General features: G+C 62.5%; 19 protein-coding genes. 11 read left to right on the forward strand and 8 right to left on the reverse strand.

All coding sequences use genetic code 11. The features are described from left to right. Nucleotides 1-63: 63 nt before the first annotated feature. The 10 genes from Q0908_RS00880 (at nt 64) to Q0908_RS00925 (ending at nt 11432) form a co-directional block, all read left to right on the forward strand. Nucleotides 64-3465 carry an indolepyruvate ferredoxin oxidoreductase family protein gene (locus Q0908_RS00880; protein ID WP_299280538.1) on the forward strand — a complete coding sequence of 1134 codons (3402 nt, stop codon included), beginning with the start codon at nt 64-66 and terminating at the stop codon, nt 3463-3465. An 86-nt stretch (nt 3466-3551) separates the two neighbouring features. Then, nucleotides 3552-4433 carry a lysophospholipid acyltransferase family protein gene (locus Q0908_RS00885; protein WP_299280540.1) on the forward strand — a complete coding sequence of 294 codons (882 nt, stop codon included), beginning with the start codon at nt 3552-3554 and terminating at the stop codon, nt 4431-4433. An 11-nt stretch (nt 4434-4444) separates the two neighbouring features. Next, nucleotides 4445-5254 (forward strand): aspartate/glutamate racemase family protein, encoded by an 810-nt coding sequence (locus Q0908_RS00890; RefSeq protein ID WP_299280542.1) that lies wholly within the window; start codon nt 4445-4447, stop codon nt 5252-5254. 26 nt (nt 5255-5280) lie between these two features. Then, nucleotides 5281-6309 (forward strand): N-acetyl-gamma-glutamyl-phosphate reductase, encoded by a 1029-nt coding sequence (gene argC / locus Q0908_RS00895; protein WP_299280544.1) that lies wholly within the window; start codon nt 5281-5283, stop codon nt 6307-6309. Between the two features lie 4 nt (nt 6310-6313). Further along, complete coding sequence (gene ccmE, locus Q0908_RS00900; protein WP_299280546.1) at nt 6314-6757, forward strand: cytochrome c maturation protein CcmE; 444 nt, start codon at nt 6314-6316, stop codon at nt 6755-6757. A gap of 74 nt (nt 6758-6831) precedes the next feature. Next, nucleotides 6832-7443 (forward strand): holin-associated N-acetylmuramidase, encoded by a 612-nt coding sequence (locus Q0908_RS00905; RefSeq protein WP_299280548.1) that lies wholly within the window; start codon nt 6832-6834, stop codon nt 7441-7443. Continuing rightward, nucleotides 7434-8006, forward strand: a complete 573-nt coding sequence (locus tag Q0908_RS00910) for a holin family protein (RefSeq protein WP_299280550.1) — start codon at nt 7434-7436, stop codon at nt 8004-8006. The genes Q0908_RS00905 and Q0908_RS00910 overlap by 10 nt, the downstream gene beginning before the upstream one ends. 163 nt (nt 8007-8169) lie before the next feature. Next, the gene (locus tag Q0908_RS00915; RefSeq protein ID WP_299280552.1) at nt 8170-10131 is read left to right on the forward strand and encodes a heme lyase CcmF/NrfE family subunit; all 1962 of its coding nucleotides are present in this window, start codon (nt 8170-8172) and stop codon (nt 10129-10131) included. Beyond that, a complete protein-coding gene (locus tag Q0908_RS00920) occupies nt 10128-10583 on the forward strand; it encodes a cytochrome c-type biogenesis protein (RefSeq protein WP_299280554.1) in 456 nt (151 codons plus the stop codon). The genes Q0908_RS00915 and Q0908_RS00920 overlap by 4 nt, the downstream gene beginning before the upstream one ends. Nucleotides 10584-10655: 72 nt before the next feature. Further along, nucleotides 10656-11432 carry an enoyl-CoA hydratase-related protein gene (locus Q0908_RS00925; protein ID WP_299280555.1) on the forward strand — a complete coding sequence of 259 codons (777 nt, stop codon included), beginning with the start codon at nt 10656-10658 and terminating at the stop codon, nt 11430-11432. An 85-nt stretch (nt 11433-11517) separates the two neighbouring features. On the opposite strand, the gene gltA is transcribed toward Q0908_RS00925, so the two are convergent. Together gltA and gltX are read right to left on the reverse strand one after the other, a co-directional pair. Beyond that, entirely contained in the window at nt 11518-12813 is a 1296-nt protein-coding gene (gene gltA, locus Q0908_RS00930; RefSeq protein ID WP_299280557.1) for a citrate synthase, read from the reverse strand. Nucleotides 12814-12921: 108 nt separating this feature from the next. Further along, on the reverse strand, nt 12922-14322 hold the full coding sequence (gene gltX, locus Q0908_RS00935; protein ID WP_299280559.1) for a glutamate--tRNA ligase: 1401 nt from the start codon (nt 14320-14322) through the stop codon (nt 12922-12924). 82 nt (nt 14323-14404) lie between these two features. Between gltX and Q0908_RS00940 the strand changes: the two genes are divergently transcribed. Then, the gene (locus tag Q0908_RS00940; RefSeq protein ID WP_299280561.1) at nt 14405-16474 is read left to right on the forward strand and encodes a ComEC/Rec2 family competence protein; all 2070 of its coding nucleotides are present in this window, start codon (nt 14405-14407) and stop codon (nt 16472-16474) included. 49 nt (nt 16475-16523) lie between these two features. Here the strand turns inward: Q0908_RS00940 and lexA are convergent, their stop codons facing one another. From lexA to Q0908_RS00970, 6 genes are all read right to left on the reverse strand, one after another. Next, nucleotides 16524-17222: a transcriptional repressor LexA gene (gene lexA, locus Q0908_RS00945; RefSeq protein WP_299280563.1), complete on the reverse strand. Its 699-nt coding sequence runs from the start codon at nt 17220-17222 to the stop codon at nt 16524-16526. Nucleotides 17223-17303: 81 nt separating this feature from the next. Next, on the reverse strand, nt 17304-18479 hold the full coding sequence (glp, locus tag Q0908_RS00950; protein ID WP_299280565.1) for a gephyrin-like molybdotransferase Glp: 1176 nt from the start codon (nt 18477-18479) through the stop codon (nt 17304-17306). Next, nucleotides 18476-18949 (reverse strand): cyclic pyranopterin monophosphate synthase MoaC, encoded by a 474-nt coding sequence (gene moaC, locus Q0908_RS00955; protein ID WP_299280567.1) that lies wholly within the window; start codon nt 18947-18949, stop codon nt 18476-18478. The genes glp and moaC overlap by 4 nt, the downstream gene beginning before the upstream one ends. 1 nt (nt 18950) lies before the next feature. After that, the gene (gene trpC, locus Q0908_RS00960) at nt 18951-19766 is read right to left on the reverse strand and encodes an indole-3-glycerol phosphate synthase TrpC (RefSeq protein ID WP_299280569.1); all 816 of its coding nucleotides are present in this window, start codon (nt 19764-19766) and stop codon (nt 18951-18953) included. 81 nt (nt 19767-19847) lie between these two features. Then, nucleotides 19848-20867, reverse strand: coding sequence for an anthranilate phosphoribosyltransferase (gene trpD / locus Q0908_RS00965; protein ID WP_299280571.1), 1020 nt, complete (start codon nt 20865-20867; stop codon nt 19848-19850). Next, nucleotides 20864-21445 (reverse strand): aminodeoxychorismate/anthranilate synthase component II, encoded by a 582-nt coding sequence (locus Q0908_RS00970; protein WP_299280573.1) that lies wholly within the window; start codon nt 21443-21445, stop codon nt 20864-20866. Before Q0908_RS00970 ends, trpD begins: the two co-directional genes overlap by 4 nt. Nucleotides 21446-21460: the final 15 nt, after the last annotated feature.

Genomic DNA, 21460 nt, shown 5'->3' on the forward strand with positions numbered 1-21460 from the left:
TTGAGCATAGATATGCAAGACTAGGTTGTATCTGGTAATGTCAGTCGGGCAGGGAGGCCGCGCATGAGCACGCAAAAGATTTCACTGAACGACCGGTATGACTTGGATAAAAGCCCTGTGCTGCTCAATGGCACGCAGGCGTTGGTGCGTTTGATGCTGATGCAAAAGGCGCGTGACGTTGCCGCAGGGCTGAACACCGCCGGTTTGGTGACAGGCTATCGCGGATCCCCGCTTGGGGCCGTCGATCTGCAGATGCTGCGCGCGGCCAAGCAGCTTGCCGCCGCCGATGTGACCTTTCAGCCCGGCCTGAACGAGGACCTGGCCGCCACCGCCCTGTGGGGGGCACAGCAGGCCGAAGTGCGGGGCGAAGGCAAGTATGATGGCGTCTTTGGTCTGTGGTACGGCAAGGGACCCGGCGTGGACCGTACGGGCGACGTGATGCGCCACGCCAATATGGCGGGCTCCTCGACCCATGGCGGCGTGCTGATGGCAATGGGGGATGACCATACCGGCGAATCCTCGACCGTGCTGCACCAATCCGAATTTGCGATGGTGGACGCCTACATGCCCGTCGTTTCGCCCGCAGGTGTGCAGGAGATCATGGATTACGGCCTTTATGGCATCGCGCTTAGTCGCTATGCGGGCGTCTGGGTTGGTCTCAAGACGATGAAGGACACGGTTGAGGCCACGTCCGTGGTGGATGGCGATCCGCATCGTCTGAAATTCGTGCCTGCCAATTATCCCATGCCCGAAGGCGGGCTGAACATTCGCCTGGTAGATGAGCGCATCGCCCAAGAGGCGCGCTTGATAGATCACAAACGCTATGCCGCCGAAGCCTTTGCGAATGCGAACAAGATGGACAAGCGGATGTGGGGCAAGCCAGGTGCCAAGATCGGGTTGGTTGCGGCAGGCAAGAACTGGCTTGATCTGGTCCATGCCCTGTCACTGCTGAACATTGACGCCGATGAGGCTGAGCGGCTTGGCATCACCACCTACAAGGTCGGTCAGACCTGGCCGCTGGATATGAAGGGCTTTAACGACTGGGCCGAGGGCCTCGATCTGATTGTCGTGGTCGAGGAAAAGCGCAAGCTGATCGAGGTGCAGATCAAGGAAGCGATCTTTGACAACCGGCAGGGCCGCCGCGTTTATGGCGGCACCAAGGAGGGGCGCGAATTCTTCAGCGCGAAATGGGCACTTGATCCGGTCGAGATCGCGACCAAGCTGGGTCAGGTCCTGATCGACGAGGGGCGCGAGACCGACGGCATCAAGGCGGGCATGCTGACGCTGGACGAGGCGCGTCGGTCCGACAATGCCGAGGAAATCGCCGCCCGTTTACCCTATTTCTGCTCGGGCTGTCCGCACAACTCCTCCACGAAGGTGCCCGAGGGCAGTCGCGCCTATGCGGGCATCGGCTGCCACTTCATGGCGCAGTGGATGGACCGCGAAACACTTGGCTACACCCATATGGGCGGCGAGGGCGTGAACTGGATTGGCGAGGCGCCGTTTTCCAAGCGAAACCACGTGTTCCAGAACCTTGGCGACGGCACCTACAACCACTCCGGCGTGCAGGCAATCCGGGCGGCTTTGGCTGCGGGTACCAACATCACCTACAAGATCCTCTACAACGACGCCGTCGCCATGACCGGGGGTCAGACAAACGAAGGCGGACTTGATCCATACCGCATCGTGAACGAAGTCCGCGCGATGGGCTGCGAAAACGTCGTCGTGGTCTATGACGACAAGGAAGACGTGGATCTCTCCCGCTTCCCGTCCGGCGTGCCCACCCACGAACGCGCGGACTTGCAAAGCGTGCAGGAACGGCTGGCCAAGACCGAAGGTGTCAGCGTCATGGTCTATGTCCAGACCTGCGCGGCCGAAAAGCGCCGCCGCCGCAAGCGCGGAACCTTCCCCGACATCGACAAGCGCGTGTTCATCAACACCGATGTTTGCGAGGGCTGCGGCGATTGCGGGGTGCAGTCCAACTGCGTCTCCATCGTGCCTGTCGAGACCGAGTTGGGCCGAAAGCGCGCGATTGATCAATCCTCCTGCAACAAGGATTTTTCCTGCGTAAAAGGGTTCTGCCCGTCCTTCGTGACGCTTGAAGGCGCGCAGGTGAAGAAGCAGGCGACCACCACGCTGGACCTGCCCGACCTGCCGATGCCGCGCCTGCCCGCGATCCGGGGCACGTGGAATGTCGTGATCACCGGGGTCGGGGGCACGGGCGTCGTCACCATCGGGGCCGTCATGGCCCAGGCCGCCCATATCGACGGCAAGGGTGCCGGCATGATGGAGATGGCGGGCCTCGCCCAGAAGGGCGGTGCGGTGCATATCCACTGCCGTCTTGCCAATGATCCCCACGACATCAGCGCCATTCGCGTGGCGACCGGCGAGGCGGACGCCCTGATCGGCGGCGATCTGGTGGTGAGTGCGGGGGCCAAGACGCTCGGGCTGACCAGTGCGGGGCGCACCGGCGCGGTCGTGAACAGCCACGAGATCATCACCGGCGATTTCACACGTGACACCGAATTCCTGTTGCCGACCGACCGGCTTGCCCTCGCGCTTGAGGCGCGGATGCGCGACCGGGTGGATATGTTTGATGCCTCCGAGCTTGCCAAGGCCACGATGGGGGACTCGATCTTTTCCAACATGATGATCTTTGGGGCCGCCTGGCAGCGCGGTCTTGTGCCGCTGAGCTATGAGGCGATCACTGTGGCCATCGATCTGAACGGCACCGCCGTCGACAAGAACCTGCGCGCCTTTGAAATCGGGCGGTGGGCGGTGCTGCACCCCGAAGAAGCGGCGCGGGTGTCGGCTCCGAACGTTATCCAACTGCCCAAAACTGTTGAGGACAAGATCGCCTTCCGCACCGATCATCTGGTGAAATACCAGTCCAAACGGCTCGCCAAACGCTATCGCAAGCTGGTGGATGGGGTTGCAGACGAAACGGTGAAAGAGGCGGTTGCCAAGGGCTATCACAAGCTGCTGGCCTACAAGGACGAATACGAGGTCGCGCGCCTGCATCTCGATACCGAGGCCAAGGCGCGTACGCAGTTCGACGGCGATTTCAAGATGAAATTCCACCTCGCTCCGCCGCTGTTGTCCAAGGAAGGATCAGACGGGCGGCCCATGAAAAAGGAATACGGGCCCGGCATGATGCGCAACTTCCGGCTGCTGGCGCGGATGAAAGGGCTGCGGGGCACGCCGCTGGACCCGTTCGGCTACACCGCCGAGCGCAAGATGGAACGCGCGCTGATCAAACAATATGAGGCGGACATGAAAGAGGTGCTGCCCAAGCTTGATGATCAGACCCGTGACGCGGTTATGGCATTGGCGGCCCTTCCGTTGGATATTCGCGGGTTCGGACCGGTCAAACAGGCCAATGAGGCCAAGGCCGCCAAGCGTCGCGAGGAATTGCTGGCCGTGATCCGCGCCGGGGGCAGCCCGCGCGCCATGGCCGCACAATAGCGTCATGGCTGCGTCATAGAGGCTAGGCAGACTTGGCTTGGCCCCTTAGATAGGGCCTATAGAGACAGACCTTTTCAGAGGCTCCGATGCCCAACCGCAACCGGCAGATCACCCGCGAAATCAGCTATTCCCATTCGGCGGAAACGAAGGGCGGTCGCGCGCTGATCCGGCTGATGGAGAATACGACGGGCCGGCTGCGGCTGATCAAGCGCGCCCAAGGCTACGAGGACGAAGTGGCGGCTGGCCGTGATTTCTGGGCAGTGATGGTCGAACGCTATGGGCTGAGCCTGGATGTGGTGGGCGGATCGCTTGACAATATTCCGCGTAATAAGCCACTGATTGTAATAGCAAATCACCCCTACGGGATTCTGGATGGTCTGATTATGGGTCACATCCTGTCCATGGTGCGCGGTGATTTTAGGATCATGGCCAACTCGGTCTTCAAAAAGGCCGAAGAGTTGAACCGCGTGCTGCTGCCCATCAGCTTTGCTGACACCCGCGAAGCGATGGCGCTGAATGTGGCCACGCGCAAGGAATCGTTGCGCTATCTGGGGACGGGTGGGGCCATCGGTATCTTTCCGGGTGGCACTGTCAGCACCGCCGCCAAGCCGTTCTCTCGGCCCATGGATCCCGGCTGGCGCAGCTTTACCGCCCGCATGGTGGCCAAATCCGAGGCGACGGTGGTTCCGCTCTATTTCGACGGACACACAAGCCGTCTGTTCCAGATCGCAAGTCACACTCATAACACCCTACGCCTTGGTCTGTTGATCAAAGAGTTCAAAAAGCGGGTCGATACGCCGGTGCGCGTTGTGATCGGCGACCCTATCGAGCGGGCGGTTTTGGACCCAATGGCCGGGAACCCCAAACAGATGATGGAATTCCTGCGCAAAGCCACGTATGAGCTGAACCCGAACCCGGTGAAGGTCTTTGATCTGGGCTATGAATTCGAAGAGCGGCACCGCAGCTAGGGCAGCGCAACATGGCAGTTGGCATTTTTGATTCCGGTCTGGGCGGCTTGACCGTACTGGACGCTGCGCAAACGCGGCTGCCGGATGTGGAATTCATCTATCTCGCCGACAGCGCCAATGCCCCTTATGGCGTGCGCACGGCGGATGACATCTATGCGCTGACCTGCGCGGCGGTGCAGCGGTTGTTCGATGCGGGTTGTGATCTGGTGATTTTGGCGTGCAACACCGCGTCGGCAGCAGCCTTGCGGCGCATGCAGGAAGGTTGGGTGCCAGAGGGCAAACGTGTGCTTGGCGTATTCGTCCCGATGATCGAGGCGCTGACAGAGCGGCAGTGGGGCGACAATTCCCCGCCGCGTGAGGTTGGCGTGCAGCATGTGGCTTTGTTTGCGACGCCTGCCACCGTTGCAAGCCGCGCGTTCCAACGCGAGTTGGCGTTTCGTGCCATCGGCGTGGATGTCGAGGCGCAGGCCTGCGGCGGTGTGGTTGATGCCATCGAAGACGGCGACATGATCCTGGCGGATGCGCTGGTGCGCAGCCATGTGGATGCGCTGAAACGCAAGATGCCATCGCCGCAAGCGGCCATCCTTGGCTGCACCCACTATCCGCTGATGCAGGAGCAGTTTCAGGACGCGCTTGGGGCGGACGTGGCGGTCTATTCGCAGGCCAGCCTCGTGGGCGAAAGCCTCGCCGACTATCTGACCCGCCATCCCGACAAGATGGGCACGGGGGCCTCGGCCTATCTGACCACGGGCGATCCCAAGACCGTGAGCACCCGCGCCACCCAGTTTTTGCGACGACAGATCAGCTTTGATGCCGCTTGATCTGACCCTTTTCTGGACTTGAAAACATGATGTACAATATCGCAATTCTGGGCGCTTCCGGCTACACGGGCGCTGAACTGATCCGGTTGATCGCCGGGCATCCCTTCATTGAAATTAAAGCCTTGGGGGCTTTTTCGAAAGCGGGTCAACCGCTCGCGGCGGTGTTTCCGCATCTGCGCCACCTCGATCTGCCTGATATGGTGGCTTTTGATCGGATCGATTGGGCGGGCATTGATCTGTGTTTCTGCGCGCTGCCCCACAAAACGAGCCAGGAGGTCATCTCGGGCCTGCCGCGTGATCTGAAGATCGTGGACCTGTCTGCCGACTTCCGGCTGCGCGACCCAGAGGCCTATGCCAAATGGTACGGCAATCCGCACAGCGCGGTCGAGATGCAGGGCGAGGCCGTTTATGGCCTGACCGAGTTTTACCGGGACGAGATCGCTGCGGCGCGTTTGGTCGCCGGGACCGGGTGCAATGCTGCCACGGGCCAGTTTGCGCTACGGCCTTTGATTGCAGCAAGGGTGATTGATCTGGACGACATCATCCTCGACCTCAAAGCGGCTGTGTCCGGTGCGGGGCGGGCGCTCAAGGAAAACTTGCTGCATGCGGAATTGTCCGAAGGCTATCACGCCTATGCCACGGGCGGGACGCACCGGCATTTGGGGGAGTTCGATCAGGAATTCAGCAAGGTCGCCGGGCGCGAGGTCCACATCCAGTTCCAGCCGCACCTGATCCCGGCCAATCGGGGGATTTTGGGCACCGCCTATGTCAAAGGGGAAGCGCAGGTGATCCATGACACGCTGGCGTCGGCATACGCTGCGGAGCCATTCATCGAAGTGCTGCCCATGGGCGAGGTTCCGAGCACGCGGCACATCCGTGGATCGAATTTTTGTCATATTGGCGTGGCCCCTGATCGGATTTCGGGGCGCCCGGTGGTTGTGGCAGCACTCGACAATTTGACGAAAGGGTCATCGGGCCAAGCGTTGCAAAACGCCAATCTGATGTTAGGTATATCCGAGACCGAGGGGCTGATGATGGCCCCGCTATTCCCGTGAGCCTATGAAAAGCCTCAAGAAACAGCGCCGCATCCAGATCGTCGCCCTCGCGGCGGTGGCGCTGACCGTATCCACGGTTCTGATCGGCTATGCAATGCGCGACGGCATCAATTTCTTTCGCGCGCCAAGTCAGATCGTGGCCGAACCGCCCGGACCCAACGAGGTGTTTCGCATCGGTGGGCTCGTCGCCGAAGGGTCATTGATCCGGGGGCAGGGCGAATCGATCCGGTTTGAAGTGACGGATGGCGGCGCGGCTGTTCCGGTGGTCTTTACCGGCGTTTTGCCCGATCTCTTTGAGGAAAATCAGGGTATGGTCGGCACAGGCCGCTACATCAACGGTGTCTTCGAAGCCTCTGAAATTTTGGCGAAACATGACGAGACGTACATGCCGGCCGAAGTCGTGGATGCGCTGAAAGAGCAGGGCGTCTATCAGGACCCCAATGGCTAACGTACGCACGGGTTAAGTCCGGTTAACCAACATAAATGCAGTGTTGCCCCATGGAACGCCATGAGGGGGTAAACATGCAGACCGTCCGAGAGATTGCCAAAGAGATTGTAGCCCGAGAGGGCGGTTTTGTGAATGACCCCGACGATCCGGGCGGGGCCACCAATTTCGGGGTGACGATCCACACGATGGAGCGGCTCGGCCTTGATCTGGACCGCGACGGCGATGTGGATGTGCGCGACGTGCGCGCGCTGACCCGCGCGCAGGCCGTCGACATCTTCGTCACTCATTATTTCGAGCGTCCTCGCATTGCCGAGCTGCCTGACGTGCTGCACGCCACGGTGTTCGATATGTACGTGAACGCTGGCGGCAACGCGATCAAGATCCTGCAGCGCCTGCTGACCGAGATGGGCTTTCCCTGTGCCGTCGATGGGGCGTTGGGGCCGCAATCGATCGGTGCGGCGCGGTCGGCCTATGCCTCCGCGCCCGGCCATCTGGTCGATGCTTACGGGATCGCCCGGCGCAATTATTACTTCCGCATCGCGGATCAGCGCCCGGCCAGCCGCAAATACGCGCGCAGCCGGGCCGGCGGCAAGGGCGGGTGGATCAAGCGCGCCGAAGAGTTCATCGCGCCCCGCTTTCATCTGAGCGCAGCGCAGTTTCAGGAAAGGGTGGCGACATGGGGTTGATGGAGCGGGTTCTGAGCCTCGTCTTTGGCGGTGGTGGCAACGTGGTCAAGGATACGGTCGAGGTGTTTCGCGAGAACGCGGAGGCTGGATCGGCGCGGGCGCAGGCTGTGCAGATGCAGGCCATGCGCGAGTTCGGACAGGAATTCATGGTGCCGCGTCAGGGGATGTTCGACCGGGTGATGGATGGGTTGAACCGCTTGCCACGCCCCGCGCTGGCGTTGGGGACGTTGGGCCTGTTTGTGTCGGCGATGGTCGCGCCCTTGTGGTTTGCCGAGCGGATGCAGGGCATTGCGCTGGTGCCAGAGCCGCTGTGGTGGCTGCTTGGCGTGATCGTCTCCTTCTATTTCGGGGCGCGTCATCAGGTCAAAGCACAGCAATTTCAGCGCGAGATCGTGGAGACGATACACCGTGTGCCGGAGGTGATGGAGAATGTCGCAGCCCTGCGCGAGATGCGCGCGGGCAGTGTGGGTGTGGCAGCCACGGGCGGCGATGCGCGCCTGACCACGGCGTCGCTGCTGCCTGATACGAATTTGGCTGTTGAGGAATGGCGGCGCGCGGCGTGATCTGAAGGCCGCTTGCGCGACGCCAAATTTTGGGGGGCGCTGCCCCCGGCCTTGCGGCCTCCCCCGAGGTATTTTGAGCGAAAGGAAAGGGCTGGCGATGTCGTGATGCGACATATCCGTCAGACCCATTGGCGCGCGCGCGCGGGCATCCTATAACCTTCGTATGATTACAGAACTCGGCCACTTCGCCCTCGTCCTCGCCTTCGTTGTCGCCATCATTCAAGCGGTTGTGCCCATGATTGGGGCCTGGCGGGGCCATGCGGGCTGGATGGCGATGGCCCAGCCTGCGGCCTCGGCCCAATTCTATCTGATTGCAGTCGCCTTCGGCGCGCTGATGTATGCGTTCATCGTCTCAGACTTTTCGCTGCGTCTGGTGGTGCTGAACAGCCATTCTGCCAAACCGATGCTCTACAAGATTTCCGGCACGTGGGGCAATCACGAGGGGTCCATGCTGCTCTGGGTGCTGATCGTGGCCCTGTTCGGGGCCATGGCGGCCTGGTTCGGCGACAACCTGCCGCCCTCGCTGCGCGCCCGTGTGCTGGCCGTTCAGGGGGCCATCGGGGTCGCGTTCCTGGCCTTTATCTTGTTCACCTCGAACCCGTTTTTGCGCCTTGCCGTGCCGCCCTTTGACGGGCAGGACCTGAACCCGCTGTTGCAGGATCCGGGTTTGGCGTTTCATCCGCCGTTTCTGTATCTTGGCTATGTGGGCCTCAGCATGGCATTTTCCTTTGCCGTAGCGGCTCTGATCGAAGGGCGCGTGGATGCGGCATGGGGCCGGTGGGTGCGCCCGTGGACGCTGGCGGCCTGGGTCTTTCTGACCATCGGCATCGCCCTTGGGTCATGGTGGGCCTATTACGAGCTTGGCTGGGGTGGTTTCTGGTTCTGGGATCCGGTCGAGAATGCGTCCTTCATGCCGTGGTTGCTGGCCGCCGCCCTGGTCCATTCGGCCATCGTCGTGGAAAAGCGCGAAAGCCTGAAAAGCTGGACCATATTGCTCGCCATTCTCGCCTTTGGCTTTTCGTTAATCGGAACGTTCATCGTCCGCTCCGGCCTGCTGACGTCTGTCCATGCCTTTGCCAATGACCCCGAGCGGGGCGTGTTCATTCTGATGATCATGGGCTTTTTCATGGGGGGGGCGCTGATCCTGTTTGCGTTTCGCGCCAGCGCGATGGAGGCGCGCGGCGTCTTTGGCATGCTCAGTCGCGAAAGCGCGCTGGTGGCGAACAATGCCCTGCTGGCGGTCAGCTGTTTCGTGGTTTTTGTCGGCACCATGTGGCCGCTCGTCGCCGAGATGTTTTTTGACCGCAAGCTGAGTGTGGGGCCGCCGTTTTTCAACATGGCGTTCACGCCGTTCATGGTGGTGTTGGGCCTCATCCTGCCGATCGGTGCGATGATGCCGTGGAAGCGGGGGCAATTGACCCGCGCGATGCGCCCCTTGCGCTATGTGTTCGTGCTGGCGCTGGCCTTTGGTGGGCTGGCCTGGGCGATGCAGACCGGGCGCAGCCTGATCGGCCCGATGGGCGCCTTTCTTGGGGCGTGGCTGGTCATGGGGGCCGCTGTCGACATCGCAAGCCGCACCGGGCAGCGGTTCAATGCCGCGCGTCTGTTCCGTTTGCCGCGTGCCGATTGGGGCAAGGCTGTGGCCCATGGCGGTCTCGGGATCACGATGCTGGGGGTGGCTGGCCTGACCTCGTGGCAGTCCGAGGACATTCGCGTCGCCCAGATCGGCGAACCTTTCGAGGTCGGCGGCTACACCCTGACCCTCGACGGCGTCGAGGATGTGGAGGGGCCGAACTTCCTCGCCACGGTGGGCACGCTGACGCTGGCCAAGGACGGGCGGTTCATCGCGACGCTGAAGCCGGAAAAGCGGATTTATCCGGTTGCGCAAATGCCCACGACCGAAGCGGCCATCGATTACAACCTCGCGCGCGATGTTTATGTGGTGATCGGGGATGCGCAGGTGAACGGGGGTTGGGCGGTGCGCACGTATATCAAGCCGCTGACCAACTGGATCTGGATCGGCTGTGCGCTGATGTCTCTTGGCGGATTGCTGAGCCTCACCGACCGACGCTTCCGTGTCGCGGTCGGGGCGCGCAAGACAGCCAAGCCGGTGCCTGCGGAATGAGGTGGCTGGCCGTCACGTTGTGGTTCGTGCTGAGCGGCGCGGCCCTTGCGCTTGATCCTTCCGAGATGCTGGAGGATCCGGCGCTTGAAGCGCAGGCGCGCGAACTCGACCGCGCCTTGCGCTGTGTGGTGTGCCAGTCGGAATCCGTCGCCTCGTCCAACGCCCAATGGGCCATCGACACACGCCGTGTCATCCGCGAACAGGTGGCAGCGGGGCAAACCAACGCGCAGATCATAGCGTTCTTCGTCGAACGCTATGGGGAATTCGTGCTGATGAACCCGCGCGTGTCGGGCTCGAACTGGCTGCTTTGGGCGGCAGGGCCGCTGATGCTGCTGATGGCGGCAATCATGGGGTTTGTGTACCTGCGTGGGCGCAGCACAGCGAGCGCCACGACCGAGGCGGGCCTCAGCGAGGCTGAAACCAAGCGCCTGCGCGAGATTATGGATGAGTGACGGCGCGTAGGGGCTGTTCTAAACTGATCGGTTTGGTATGCAGGGTTCAACCCACATGGGAGAGCTTTGGGCATGAACTACGAGACCCTGACATATGACCTGACCGACGGCGTGGCACTGATCACGTTGAACCGGCCCGATGTGATGAACGCGCTGACCACACAGATGCGGGCCGAGATCGAAGTCGCGGTGACCCATGTGGGCAAGACGGCGCGTGTGGTGGTGCTGACGGGGGCGGGGCGGGCGTTTTGCTCGGGTCAGGATTTGGGCGACCGGGCCAATGCTGCGAACCTCGATCTCGAACGCACGTTGCGTGATGAATACACGCCCATGCTGAACGCGATCGTGGACTGTCCTGTGCCGACCATAGCGGCGGTGAATGGGGCGGCTGCGGGGGCAGGGGCCAACCTTGCGCTGGCCTGCGATGTGGTGATCGCGTCGGAAAAAGCGTACTTTCTCCAAGCCTTTACCCGGATCGGCCTGATCCCGGATGCGGGGGGTACCTATGTGATGCCGCGCACGATGGGGATGGCCAAGGCGATGGGGGCGGCGCTGTTCGCCGACAAGATCACGGCGCGTCAGGCCGATGACTGGGGCATGATCTGGGAAGCGGTCGCCGATGACGGTTTCGACGCCCATTGGCGCGCCCGGGCGACACATCTCGCCAACGGACCGACCAAGGCCTATGCCGCCGCCAAGCGCGTGATCCGGGGAAGCTGGGCCAATGATTTCGAGGGTCAGTTGGCCGCCGAAGCTGCCGAGCAGGGCGATTGCGGCCAAAGCCGCGACTTCCGCGAGGGCGTGCTGGCGTTTGTCGAGAAACGCAAACCCGATTTCGAAGGGCGCTGAGGCAGCCTCACCCCGAACCGAAACCCCCTCGGGAACGAAAAACGCCCCCGCTTAAGCGGAGGCGTCATCATAATCCGTCGTCGGATCAGCGGCTTTCGATATCAACGTAATCCCGCGATGTCTCGCCCAGATACAGCTGGCGAGGACGCCCGATTTTGTTTTGTGGGTCTGCGATCATCTCTTTCCACTGCGAAATCCAGCCCACCGTGCGGCTGAGCGCAAAGATCGGCGTGAACATCGATGTGGGGAAACCCATCGCCTCCAGGATAATGCCCGAATAGAAATCCACATTCGGGAACAGCTTTTTCTCGGCGAAATACGGATCTTCGAGAGCCGCTTTTTCGAGTTCCTTGGCGACCTGGAGGACGGGATTGTTTTCGACGCCAAGCAGTTCCAGCACCTCGTCGGCGGACTGTTTCATCACCGTCGCGCGCGGGTCGAAGTTCTTGTAGACGCGGTGCCCAAAGCCCATCAGGCGGAACGGATCGTCCTTGTCCTTGGCGCGAGCGATGTATTCGGGGATTTTGTCGACGGTGCCAATTTCCTTGAGCATCTCAAGGCAGGCTTGGTTGGCACCGCCATGGGCCGGCCCCCAAAGGCAGGCGATCCCGGCGGCGATACAGGCAAAGGGGTTGGCACCCGAAGATGAGGCCAGGCGCACAGTCGAGGTCGATGCGTTCTGCTCGTGATCGGCGTGCAGCGTAAAGATACGGTCCATCGCGCGGCTGAGGATCGGGTTGACCTCATAGTCCTCGGCAGGGACGGCAAAACACATGCGCAGGAAGTTGGAGGCATAGTCCAGATCGTTGCGCGGATAGACAAAAGGTTGCCCGATGGAGAACTTGTAGGCCCAGGCCGCGATTGTGGGCATCTTGGCAATCAGGCGGATCGAAGCGACCTCGCGCTGGTGGGCGTCGGTGATGTCGGTGCTGTCATGGTAAAAGGCCGACATGGCGCCGACAACGCCCGTCATGATCGCCATCGGGTGCGCATCCCGGCGGAACCCGCGATAGAAATACTGCATCTGCTCGTGCAGCATCGTGTGGTTGGTGACGAGGCTTTCAAATTCCTCGAGCTGGGCCGCCGAAGGCAACTCGCCATACAGCAGCAAATAGCAGACTTCGAGATAGTGGGATTTTTCCGCGAGTTGGTCGATCGGATAGCCGCGGTGCAGCAGCACACCCTCGCCGCCGTCGATGAACGTGATGGTGCTGTCGCAACTTGCCGTCGAGGTAAAGCCCGGGTCGTAAGTGAACACGCCCGCCTGCCCGTAGAGCTTGCGGATATCGAGAACATCGGGGCCCGCCGTGGGCGAATGGATCGGCAGGTCATAGGAGTCCTCTCCGATCGTCAGCGTTGCGGATTTTTGTGCGTCAGCCATCAGGTCTTCCTTTTCGTCACAGGGCAGGTTCGGGCCTGCCGGGGCGGCAACAGATGTCACGGTCCCATCGTTAGACTGCGCGCACGTAACCAGAGGTTAACCCCGGCGTCAGGCGGCAGCGTCCGTCAGTCTGGCAAGGGTTTCTTGGCGCCCCAGAACCAGCATCATGTCAAAAACCGAAGGCGTTACGGCCCGGCCTGCAAGCGCGGCACGCAAGGGGCCCGCCAGTTTGCCGAATTTGGTGTCCTGATCTGTCGCGAAATCGTTCAGGACTGCCTCCAAACTGTTACGATCCCAAGTAACGGTTTGCAGATGCGGCGTCAATTGGCTCAGCATACCACGGGATACCGTATCAAGTGCTTTTGATGCCTTGTCGTCCGGCGCAATGGGGCGCTCAGCAAGGATAAAGTGCGCTTTATCAAGGAGTTCAGGGAAGGTCTTGGACCGTTCCTTGACGAACGGCATTGCCGCCAAAAGTCCCTCGACCTGCGATTGTTTCAACGCCGGGCGACCGGCTGCTGTCAGAAATGTGCTGATTTCTTGCTGCAATGCGGCATCATCCATCTGGGCCATGTGCTGCCCGCAGAGATTTTCGAGCTTTTTGAGGTCGAACCGCGCCGGGTTTTTGCCGATCCCGCTGAGATCAAACCACTCCTTGGCCTGCGCATCGTCAAAGAATTCGTCGTCCCCATGGCTCCACCCGAGCCGGGCCAGGTAGTTGCGCATCCCTGCCGCCGGGTAGCCCATCACCTGATATTCCTGCGCCCCGAGCGCGCCGTGCCGTTTGGACAGTTTCTTGCCGTCCGGCCCGTGGATCAGCGGAATATGGGCCCAGGTCGGCACGGTCCAGCCCATCGCGGTGTAGATCATCATCTGACGCGCCGCATTGTTCAGGTGATCATCGCCCCGGATCACATGGGTCACTGCCATATCGTGGTCGTCAACCACGACAGCCAGCATATAGACCGGCGTACCGTCCCCGCGCAGCAGTACCATATCATCAAGCTGGCGGTTGTTGATTGTCACATCGCCCTGCACTTCATCGCGGATTACGGTTTCGCCGTCGCGCGGGGCCTTGATGCGCACCACATAGGGCAGGTCGGGATGTGTGCTCGGGTCCGCGTCGCGCCATGGCGACTGGTACAGGGTCGAGCGCCCCTCGGCCCTGGCCGCCTCGCGAAAGGCGGCGATCTCGTCCTGGGTGGCAAAGCATTTGTAGGCCTTGCCCTCGGCCAGCAATTGGTGGGCCACCTCGGCGTGCCGGTCGGCGCGGTCGAACTGGCTGATCACCTCGCCGTCATGGTCCAGCCCCAGCCACGCCATCCCGTCAAGGATCGCCTGCGTCGCCTCTGGGGTAGACCGCGCGCGGTCCGTATCCTCGATCCGCAGCAGAAATTTACCGCCCCGCCCGCGCGCATAAAGCCAGTTGAACAGCGCCGTGCGCGCGCCACCAATATGCAGAAAGCCGGTGGGCGAGGGGGCGAAACGGGTGACAACGGGCTGAGACATAAGCGGGCCGTTTACCTTTCAGTAACCATGCGAGGGATAGGGTTCGGGCTCCTGATACTCAGCATGGGCCACAGGGGCAAGCATGGGCCTTGGCCAATCCATTCGTGACACGTTTCTCTACCAGCGCGGCCATCTGTTCGGCTGGCTACCCGTCGGCATGGCCATCGGGATCGCGGTGTTCTTCGGGCTGCGGTTTGAGCCATCTGTGGTGCTGATTGGCGCGGTCCTTGTGGCTGGCGGCGCTGCGGCGCTGTTGGCGCGATATGTGGATGAAAGGGTGTCGCCGCTGCTTGTCTTTGCCGCGATGATTGCGCTTGGCTTTGTGCTGGCGGGCTGGCGGGCGCACGGCGTGGCGGGCCCTGTGATTGACTGGCGCTACTACGGTCCTGTCGAGGGGCGGGTCGTCGGCATGGATCGCAGCGGGTCGGACGCGGTGCGCCTGACGCTCGATCAGGTCAAGCTCGACCGGGTGTCGCCTGAAGACACGCCCACGCGCGTGCGGATTTCGCTGCACGGCGATGCGAGCCTCGGGATCGCACCAAGTCCCGGTCTACGCGTGATGACCACCGCACATCTCAGCCCGCCCGGCGGGCCGGTCGAACCGGGCGGGTTTGATTTTCAACGCCATGCGTGGTTCGCGGAACTGGGCGCAGTGGGCTACACGCGGGTGCCTCTGGTCGCGATTTCCGCCCCGCAATTCGATCTGCGCCAGATGGTGTTCGGCATCCGCATGAGTGTCTCGGCTCGTGTGCAAGAGGTGCTGCCCGGTGATGTGGGCGGGTTTGCCGCCGCCGTCACCACAGGGGATCGCAGCGGCATTTCCCAAGACGGTCTGGACGATTTGCGCGCGTCCAATACAGCTCATTTGCTTGCCATCTCGGGCCTGCACATGGGGTTGCTGAGCGGCTTTGTCTTTGGCCTCTTGCGGTTGATCTTTGCGTTGATCCCGCTGATCGCATTGCATTGGCCCGCACGGAAAATGGCGGCTGTGGGCGCGTTGATTGCGGCGTCGGTCTACCTCGCGCTGTCGGGCGGCAATGTCGCGACCGAGCGGGCCTTTGTCATGGTTGCGGTGGCCCTCTGCGCAATCCTGATCGACCGGCGCGCCATCAGTTTGCGGGCGGTGGCGATTGCAGCCTTGATCGTGCTTTCCTTGCGCCCCGAAGCGTTGATGGGGCCGGGGTTCCAGATGTCCTTTGCCGCCACGACCGCACTGGTGGCGGTGTTCGGCTGGATGCGCGATGCGGAGTGGCAGTTGGGTCCGAAATGGGCGCAGCCGGTTGTCGGTGTGATGCTGTCCTCGGCCATTGCGGGGCTCGCCACTGCGCCCATCGGGGCGGCGCATTTCAACGCAATCGCGCATTACGGATTGATCGCTAACCTTGCCAGCGTGCCCTTGATGGGGGTGCTGGTGATCCCTGCCGCGGTGCTGGCGCTGGCCTTGGCCCCGTTCGGGGCGGAGGCGGTGGGCCTATGGCTCATGGGCGCGGGGTTGCAGTGGATCCTGTGGGTGGCGGACTATGTGTCGTCACTTGAGGGGGCACGCGGCTATGTGCCGGAGCCGGGGGCATGGGTGCTGCCGGTCATGGCGATGGGCGCGCTGTTTGTGATCCTGTGGCAAGGGCGGGTCCGTTTTGCCGGAGTTGCGGCGATGGCGGGCGCGGTGATGCTGTGGCAATCAGGCGCGCGCCCAACGGTGCTGATCGCCGATACCGGGGGGCTTGTGGGCGTTATGACGGATGAGGGCCGCGCGCTCAGCAAGCCGAAAGGGGCCGGGTTCGTCGCGCGCAACTGGCTTGAGAATGACGGCGAGGGGATCGACCAAGAGGCCGCCGCAGCGCGCTGGCCCGATGATGTGCCGGTGATCCACCTCAGCGGTAAAAGGGCGCTTGCGAGCTTCGATGGCTGCGCACCCGGCCAGATCGTGGTCGTCAATGGCACGCTTGAGAATACAGAAAATGGGGCATGTCTGCTGCTGGATGCAAAACTGTTGCGGAAAACCGGATCGGTTGCGGTGCTGGGGCAGGGCGCGGACGCCAAACTGGTCACCGCACGGGATGTGACGGGGGATCGGATGTGGTCGGGGTGGCGGCGCTATGCGGCACCGGCCTTGGCGCTGTCTCAAACCGATTTGACGTTGGCGCAAAAGTAAGGCGGACCTGTTGGTCCGCCCCTGCGTTGCGTAAATCTGACGGCGGTGATCAGTAGGTGCGGATCAGCCCGACCAGCTTGCCCTGCACCTTCACATGCCCCACCGGAAACACACGGGTCTCGTAGGCGGGATTGGCCGCTTCGAGCGCGATCTGGTCGCCGCGGCGCATATAGCGTTTCAGGGTCGCCTCGTGATCCTCGACCAGTGCAACCACGATATCACCATTGTCCGCGGCGGACGTCTCGCGGATCACAACAACATCGCCGTCATTGATCCCGGCGTCGATCATCGAATCCCCTTTGACTTCAAGGGCATAGTGATCGCCTTGCCCGGACAGCATCTGCCCAGGCACAGCCACCGAATGGGACACCTCGGAAATGGCCGAGATCGGGACACCAGCAGCAATCCGGCCCATTACGGGCAACTCGACCGCGTGTACCGCCTCGACCGACATGGCCGAAGGGGGTGGGGGCAGGTCGGGGCGGTCGCCATCAATGACCTTGGGCGTAAAGCCGGAGGCCGCGCCGCCAAGCGCTTCGGGCAGGCGCACCACCTCGATGGCGCGGGCGCGGTGGGCGAGGCGGCGGATGAACCCGCGTTCCTCAAGGGCTGTGATCAGCCGGTGAATCCCGGATTTGGAGCGTAGATCAAGCGCCTCTTTCATCTCGTCAAAACTGGGCGGCACGCCATCGCGCTGCACCCGTTTGTGGATGAACTCCAGCAGATCCAACTGCTTTTTCGTCAACATGCCCTGTCCTCCGTTTTGTCGCGTACCAAATGTCATTGGTTTGCGTTTGTTCTACGGACGTTCTTGTTTTGTGTCAACTGGTCAGAGCAAAGCGATGGTGTCGACAAGATCACCGGGCACGCGGGCGGGATCATTTGGGGGCCGCACGATCAGCGCATTGGAGCGGGCAAGCACCGACAGAAGCGAGCTGTCCTGCGCACCCGCACCCTGCACGGTGCCGTCTTGGATTGTGCCGCGCATGTAATGCTCGCGCGGCCCGTTCTGATCCAGAGGGGCCGAGAGTGGCAACGCCACCCGCGCCGCAGGTGCCTGCCCAAGCCCCAGCATCGCGTTGATCATTGGCGTCAGAAACACGGTGCCGCAGACCATGGCAGAGACCGGATTGCCGGGCAGGCCCACCATCGCCGTGCCATTCAGACGCCCCGCCATCAGCGGTTTGCCGGGGCGCATGGCAACTTTGTAGAACGATTGCTCCATACCCAGATCAGCGGCAACACCGCCAACCAGATCATGATCGCCCACCGATGCGCCACCGATTGTGACAATAAGATCAGCGCCTTGGGCGAGGGCAAAAACGGTGCGCAACGCACTGTCGCTGTCGCGCGCAATGGGCAGCATACGGGTCTGCGCGCCCACAGCCTCAAACATCGCGGCCAGTCCGAACGTGTTGGAGGCGATGATCTGGTCCGCACCGGGATCTTCGCCGGGCTGCACCAGTTCATCCCCGGTCGAGATGATGGCCACCACGGGTGCGTGGTGTACGGGCACTTCAGGGATGTTCATGGCTGCGAGCAAGGCGATGTCGCCCGGTGACAGGCGGCGGGGGGCCTCAAGCGCCATGCCTGCGGTGAAATCGACGCCTGCGGGGCGGATATTGTCCTTTGGGCCGGGATCGTCGGTGATGGTGATCAGATCGCCCGTGCGGGTTACGTCCTCTTGGATGACAACCTTGTCGGCCCCCTCGGGCACAGGTGCGCCGGTGAATATCCGTACGGCATGACCTGCGCCAAGCGTGCTAGTCCAGCGATGCCCTGCGGCGGCTTCGCCCACCACCTTGAACTGAGCGTGCAGGTCGGCCTCGACCCCCTTGAGCGCGTAGCCATCCATGGAGGAGGCCGCAAAAGGGGGCTGGGTGCGCCGGGCTGTGACGGTTTCGGCGAGGATGCGGCCATGTGCTGCGCGCAGCGGGACCGTTTCGACGGGCAAAGGGTCGGCAAGGGCAAAGAGATGGTCAAGCGCTTGGGCGACGGTGATCATGGGGCCTCGTAACGCCCTGATTTCCCGCCGTCTTTCAGGCGCACGCGCAGCCCGCCGATTTCCATGCCCTTATCCACGGCCTTGGCCATGTCGTAGACCGTCAGCGCAGCGGTGGAAGCGGCGGTCAGCGCCTCCATCTCGACCCCGGTCTGGCCGGTGGTTTTGACCGTGGCAGTGATACGCAGGCCGGGCAGGTCCGCATCGGGTTTGATATCCACGGCCACCTTCGTGATCGGCAGCGGGTGGCACAGCGGAATGAGTGTCGAAGTCTGCTTGGCCCCCATGATCCCGGCCAAGCGGGCCACACCGATCACGTCACCCTTCTTTGCCCGCCCTTCGGTAACGATATCAAAGGTTTCAGGACGCATCTTGATCCAGGCCTCGGCCACTGCGATGCGGTGGGTGACGTCCTTGTCGGATACATCGACCATATGCGCGGCCCCCGAGGCGTCGAAGTGGGTCAGCGCCATCCTACATCCCCCCGCCCGCATTCAGCGGATTGGCGAGCAACGTGCGCGTCGCACCCGCCACATCCGCCTGCCGCATCAGGCTTTCCCCGATCAGGAAGGTGCGGGCGCCATACATCGCCAGATCAGCCAGATCAGCCGGGGTGTTCAGCCCGCTTTCGGCCACGATCATCCGATCCATGGGCACCTGTTTGGACAGCATCCGCGTGGTGTCGAGGGTCACGTCAAAGGTCTTGAGATTGCGGTTGTTGATCCCAATGAGGGGGCTTTTCAAGGCGGAGGCCCGTTCCAGTTCAGCAGCGTCATGCACTTCGATCAGCGCATCCATGCCCCAGGTTGTGGCCGCATCCTCCAGTTCTTGGGCCTGCACGTCGCTGACCGAGGCCATGATGATCAGGATACAGTCCGCCCCGATGCTGCGCGCCTCGGCCACCTGATAGGTGTCGTACATGAAATCCTTGCGCAGCGCGGGCAGGTCGCAGGCGTTGCGGGCTTGGGTGAGGAAGTCCTTGGCCCCCTGAAAACTTGGCGTATCGGTGAGCACCGACAGGCAGGTCGCCCCGCCTTCGGCATAGGCGGCGGCAAGGGCGGCGGGATCAAAGTCCTCGCGGATCAAGCCCTTGGAGGGGCTCGCCTTTTTGATCTCGGCGATCAGCCCGTAGGCTTCGCGGCTGGCATATTGCAGCGCCTCGGCAAAGGGGCGCACGGGGCCTGCCTCTTGCGCTTCGGCCTCGACCACCTCAAGCGGTTTGGCGGCCTTGTCGGCGGCGATCTCCTCCAGTTTGTAGGCTTTGATCTTGTCGAGGATCGTGTCGGTCATGGCGGTGGCCCTTGCGGATGGGGTGGGACCGAGGGGCCTGCCCCTCGGGCTCCCCGCGGTATTTTTGGTCAAAAGAAGCGGTCAGACGGTGCTTTGCGTGATCTGTGCCACTGCTTTCAGTTTAGCCTGTGCTGCGCCGCTGTCGATGCTGGTGCGGGCCTGTTCCACGCCGTCCTTGAGGGAGTCGGCGTGGCCAGCCACCTTGAGCGCGGCAGCGGCGTTGAGAAGAACCGCATCGCGATAGGCGTTTTGGGCTCCGTTGAGCAGCGCGTCGAAGGCCTTGGCGTTGTCTTCGGGTGTGCCGCCTACGATGTCCTCAAACGGGTGGGTGGGCAGTCCGGCCTCTTCGGGGTGGAGTTCGAAGTCGGCCACGGTGCCGTTTTCCAGCGCGGAGACCCACGAGATGCCCGTGATGGTCAACTCATCCGTCCCGTCCGAGCCGTGCACAAGCCATGCCGCTTCTGAGCCGAGTTGCCCAAGCGTTTCGGCCATGGGCCGGATCAGATCGCGAGAGAATGCGCCTGTCAGTTGCCGTTTCACCCCTGCCGGGTTCGTGAGGGGGCCGAGAATGTTGAAGATCGTGCGCGTCCCAAGCTCGGCCCGGGTGGGCATGACATGGGCGATGGCGGGGTGGTGCATGGGGGCCATCATAAAGCCGATCCCGGCCTCGTGGATCGCCTTTTCAACGATCTTTGGGCCCACCATCACGTTGATCCCCATCTGCGTGAGCGCATCCGCCGCGCCGGATTTGGAGCTGAGGTTACGGTTGCCGTGTTTGGCCACGGGCACGCCTGCACCGGCCACCACAAAGGCGGTGGCGGTCGAGATATTCAGCGTGCCTTTGCCATCCCCGCCGGTGCCGACAATGTCCATCGCGCCCTCGGGGGCCTGCACCGCGTTGCATTTGGCGCGCATGACGGCGGCGGCAGCGGCGTATTCATCGACCGTCTCGCCGCGTGTGCGCAGCGCCATCAGCAGCCCGCCGATCTGGCTTGGTGTTGCCTCGCCGTCAAAGAGGATCTGGAAAGCGGCCTCGGCCTGTGCGCGGCTCAGTGGCCCGTTGGCGGCCGCATCAATGAGGGGTTTGAGAGCATCACTCATGCTGGCACCGCCATCAGGTCTGTGAAGTTGCGCAGCAGCGCGTGCCCGTGTTCTGAGCGGATGGATTCAGGGTGGAATTGCACACCGTGGATCGGCAACTCGCGGTGGGAAAGGCCCATGATCGTGCCGTCCTCGACCTCGGCGGTGATCTCGAGGCAGTCAGGCAGGCTGGCCCGGTCCACGGTCAGGGAATGATAGCGGGTGGCCTCGAAGGGGGTGGGCAGCCCGGCAAAAAGGCCGGTGCCTGTATGGTGCATCGTGCCGACCTTGCCGTGTACGATATCGGGCGCGCGCACGACTTTGCCGCCAAAAGCCTGCCCGATGGTCTGATGCCCAAGGCACACGCCCATCAGCGGCACGCGGGTTTCAGCCGCCGCTTGCGTCAGCGCCAGACAAATTCCCGCCTGATCGGGATCGCACGGCCCCGGAGACAGCAAAATCCCCGCGGGGCGCATCCCCATCGCCTCTTGAACGTCCAGCGCATCATTGCGGCGCACCACCACATCGGTGCCCAATTCGCCCAGATAGTGGACCAGATTGTAGGTAAAACTGTCGTAATTGTCGATCAGCAGCAGCATCGTGAAATCTCGTAT

The sequence above is a fragment of the uncultured Tateyamaria sp. genome, assembly GCF_947494755.1.
Classification (GTDB): Bacteria; Pseudomonadota; Alphaproteobacteria; order Rhodobacterales; family Rhodobacteraceae; genus Tateyamaria.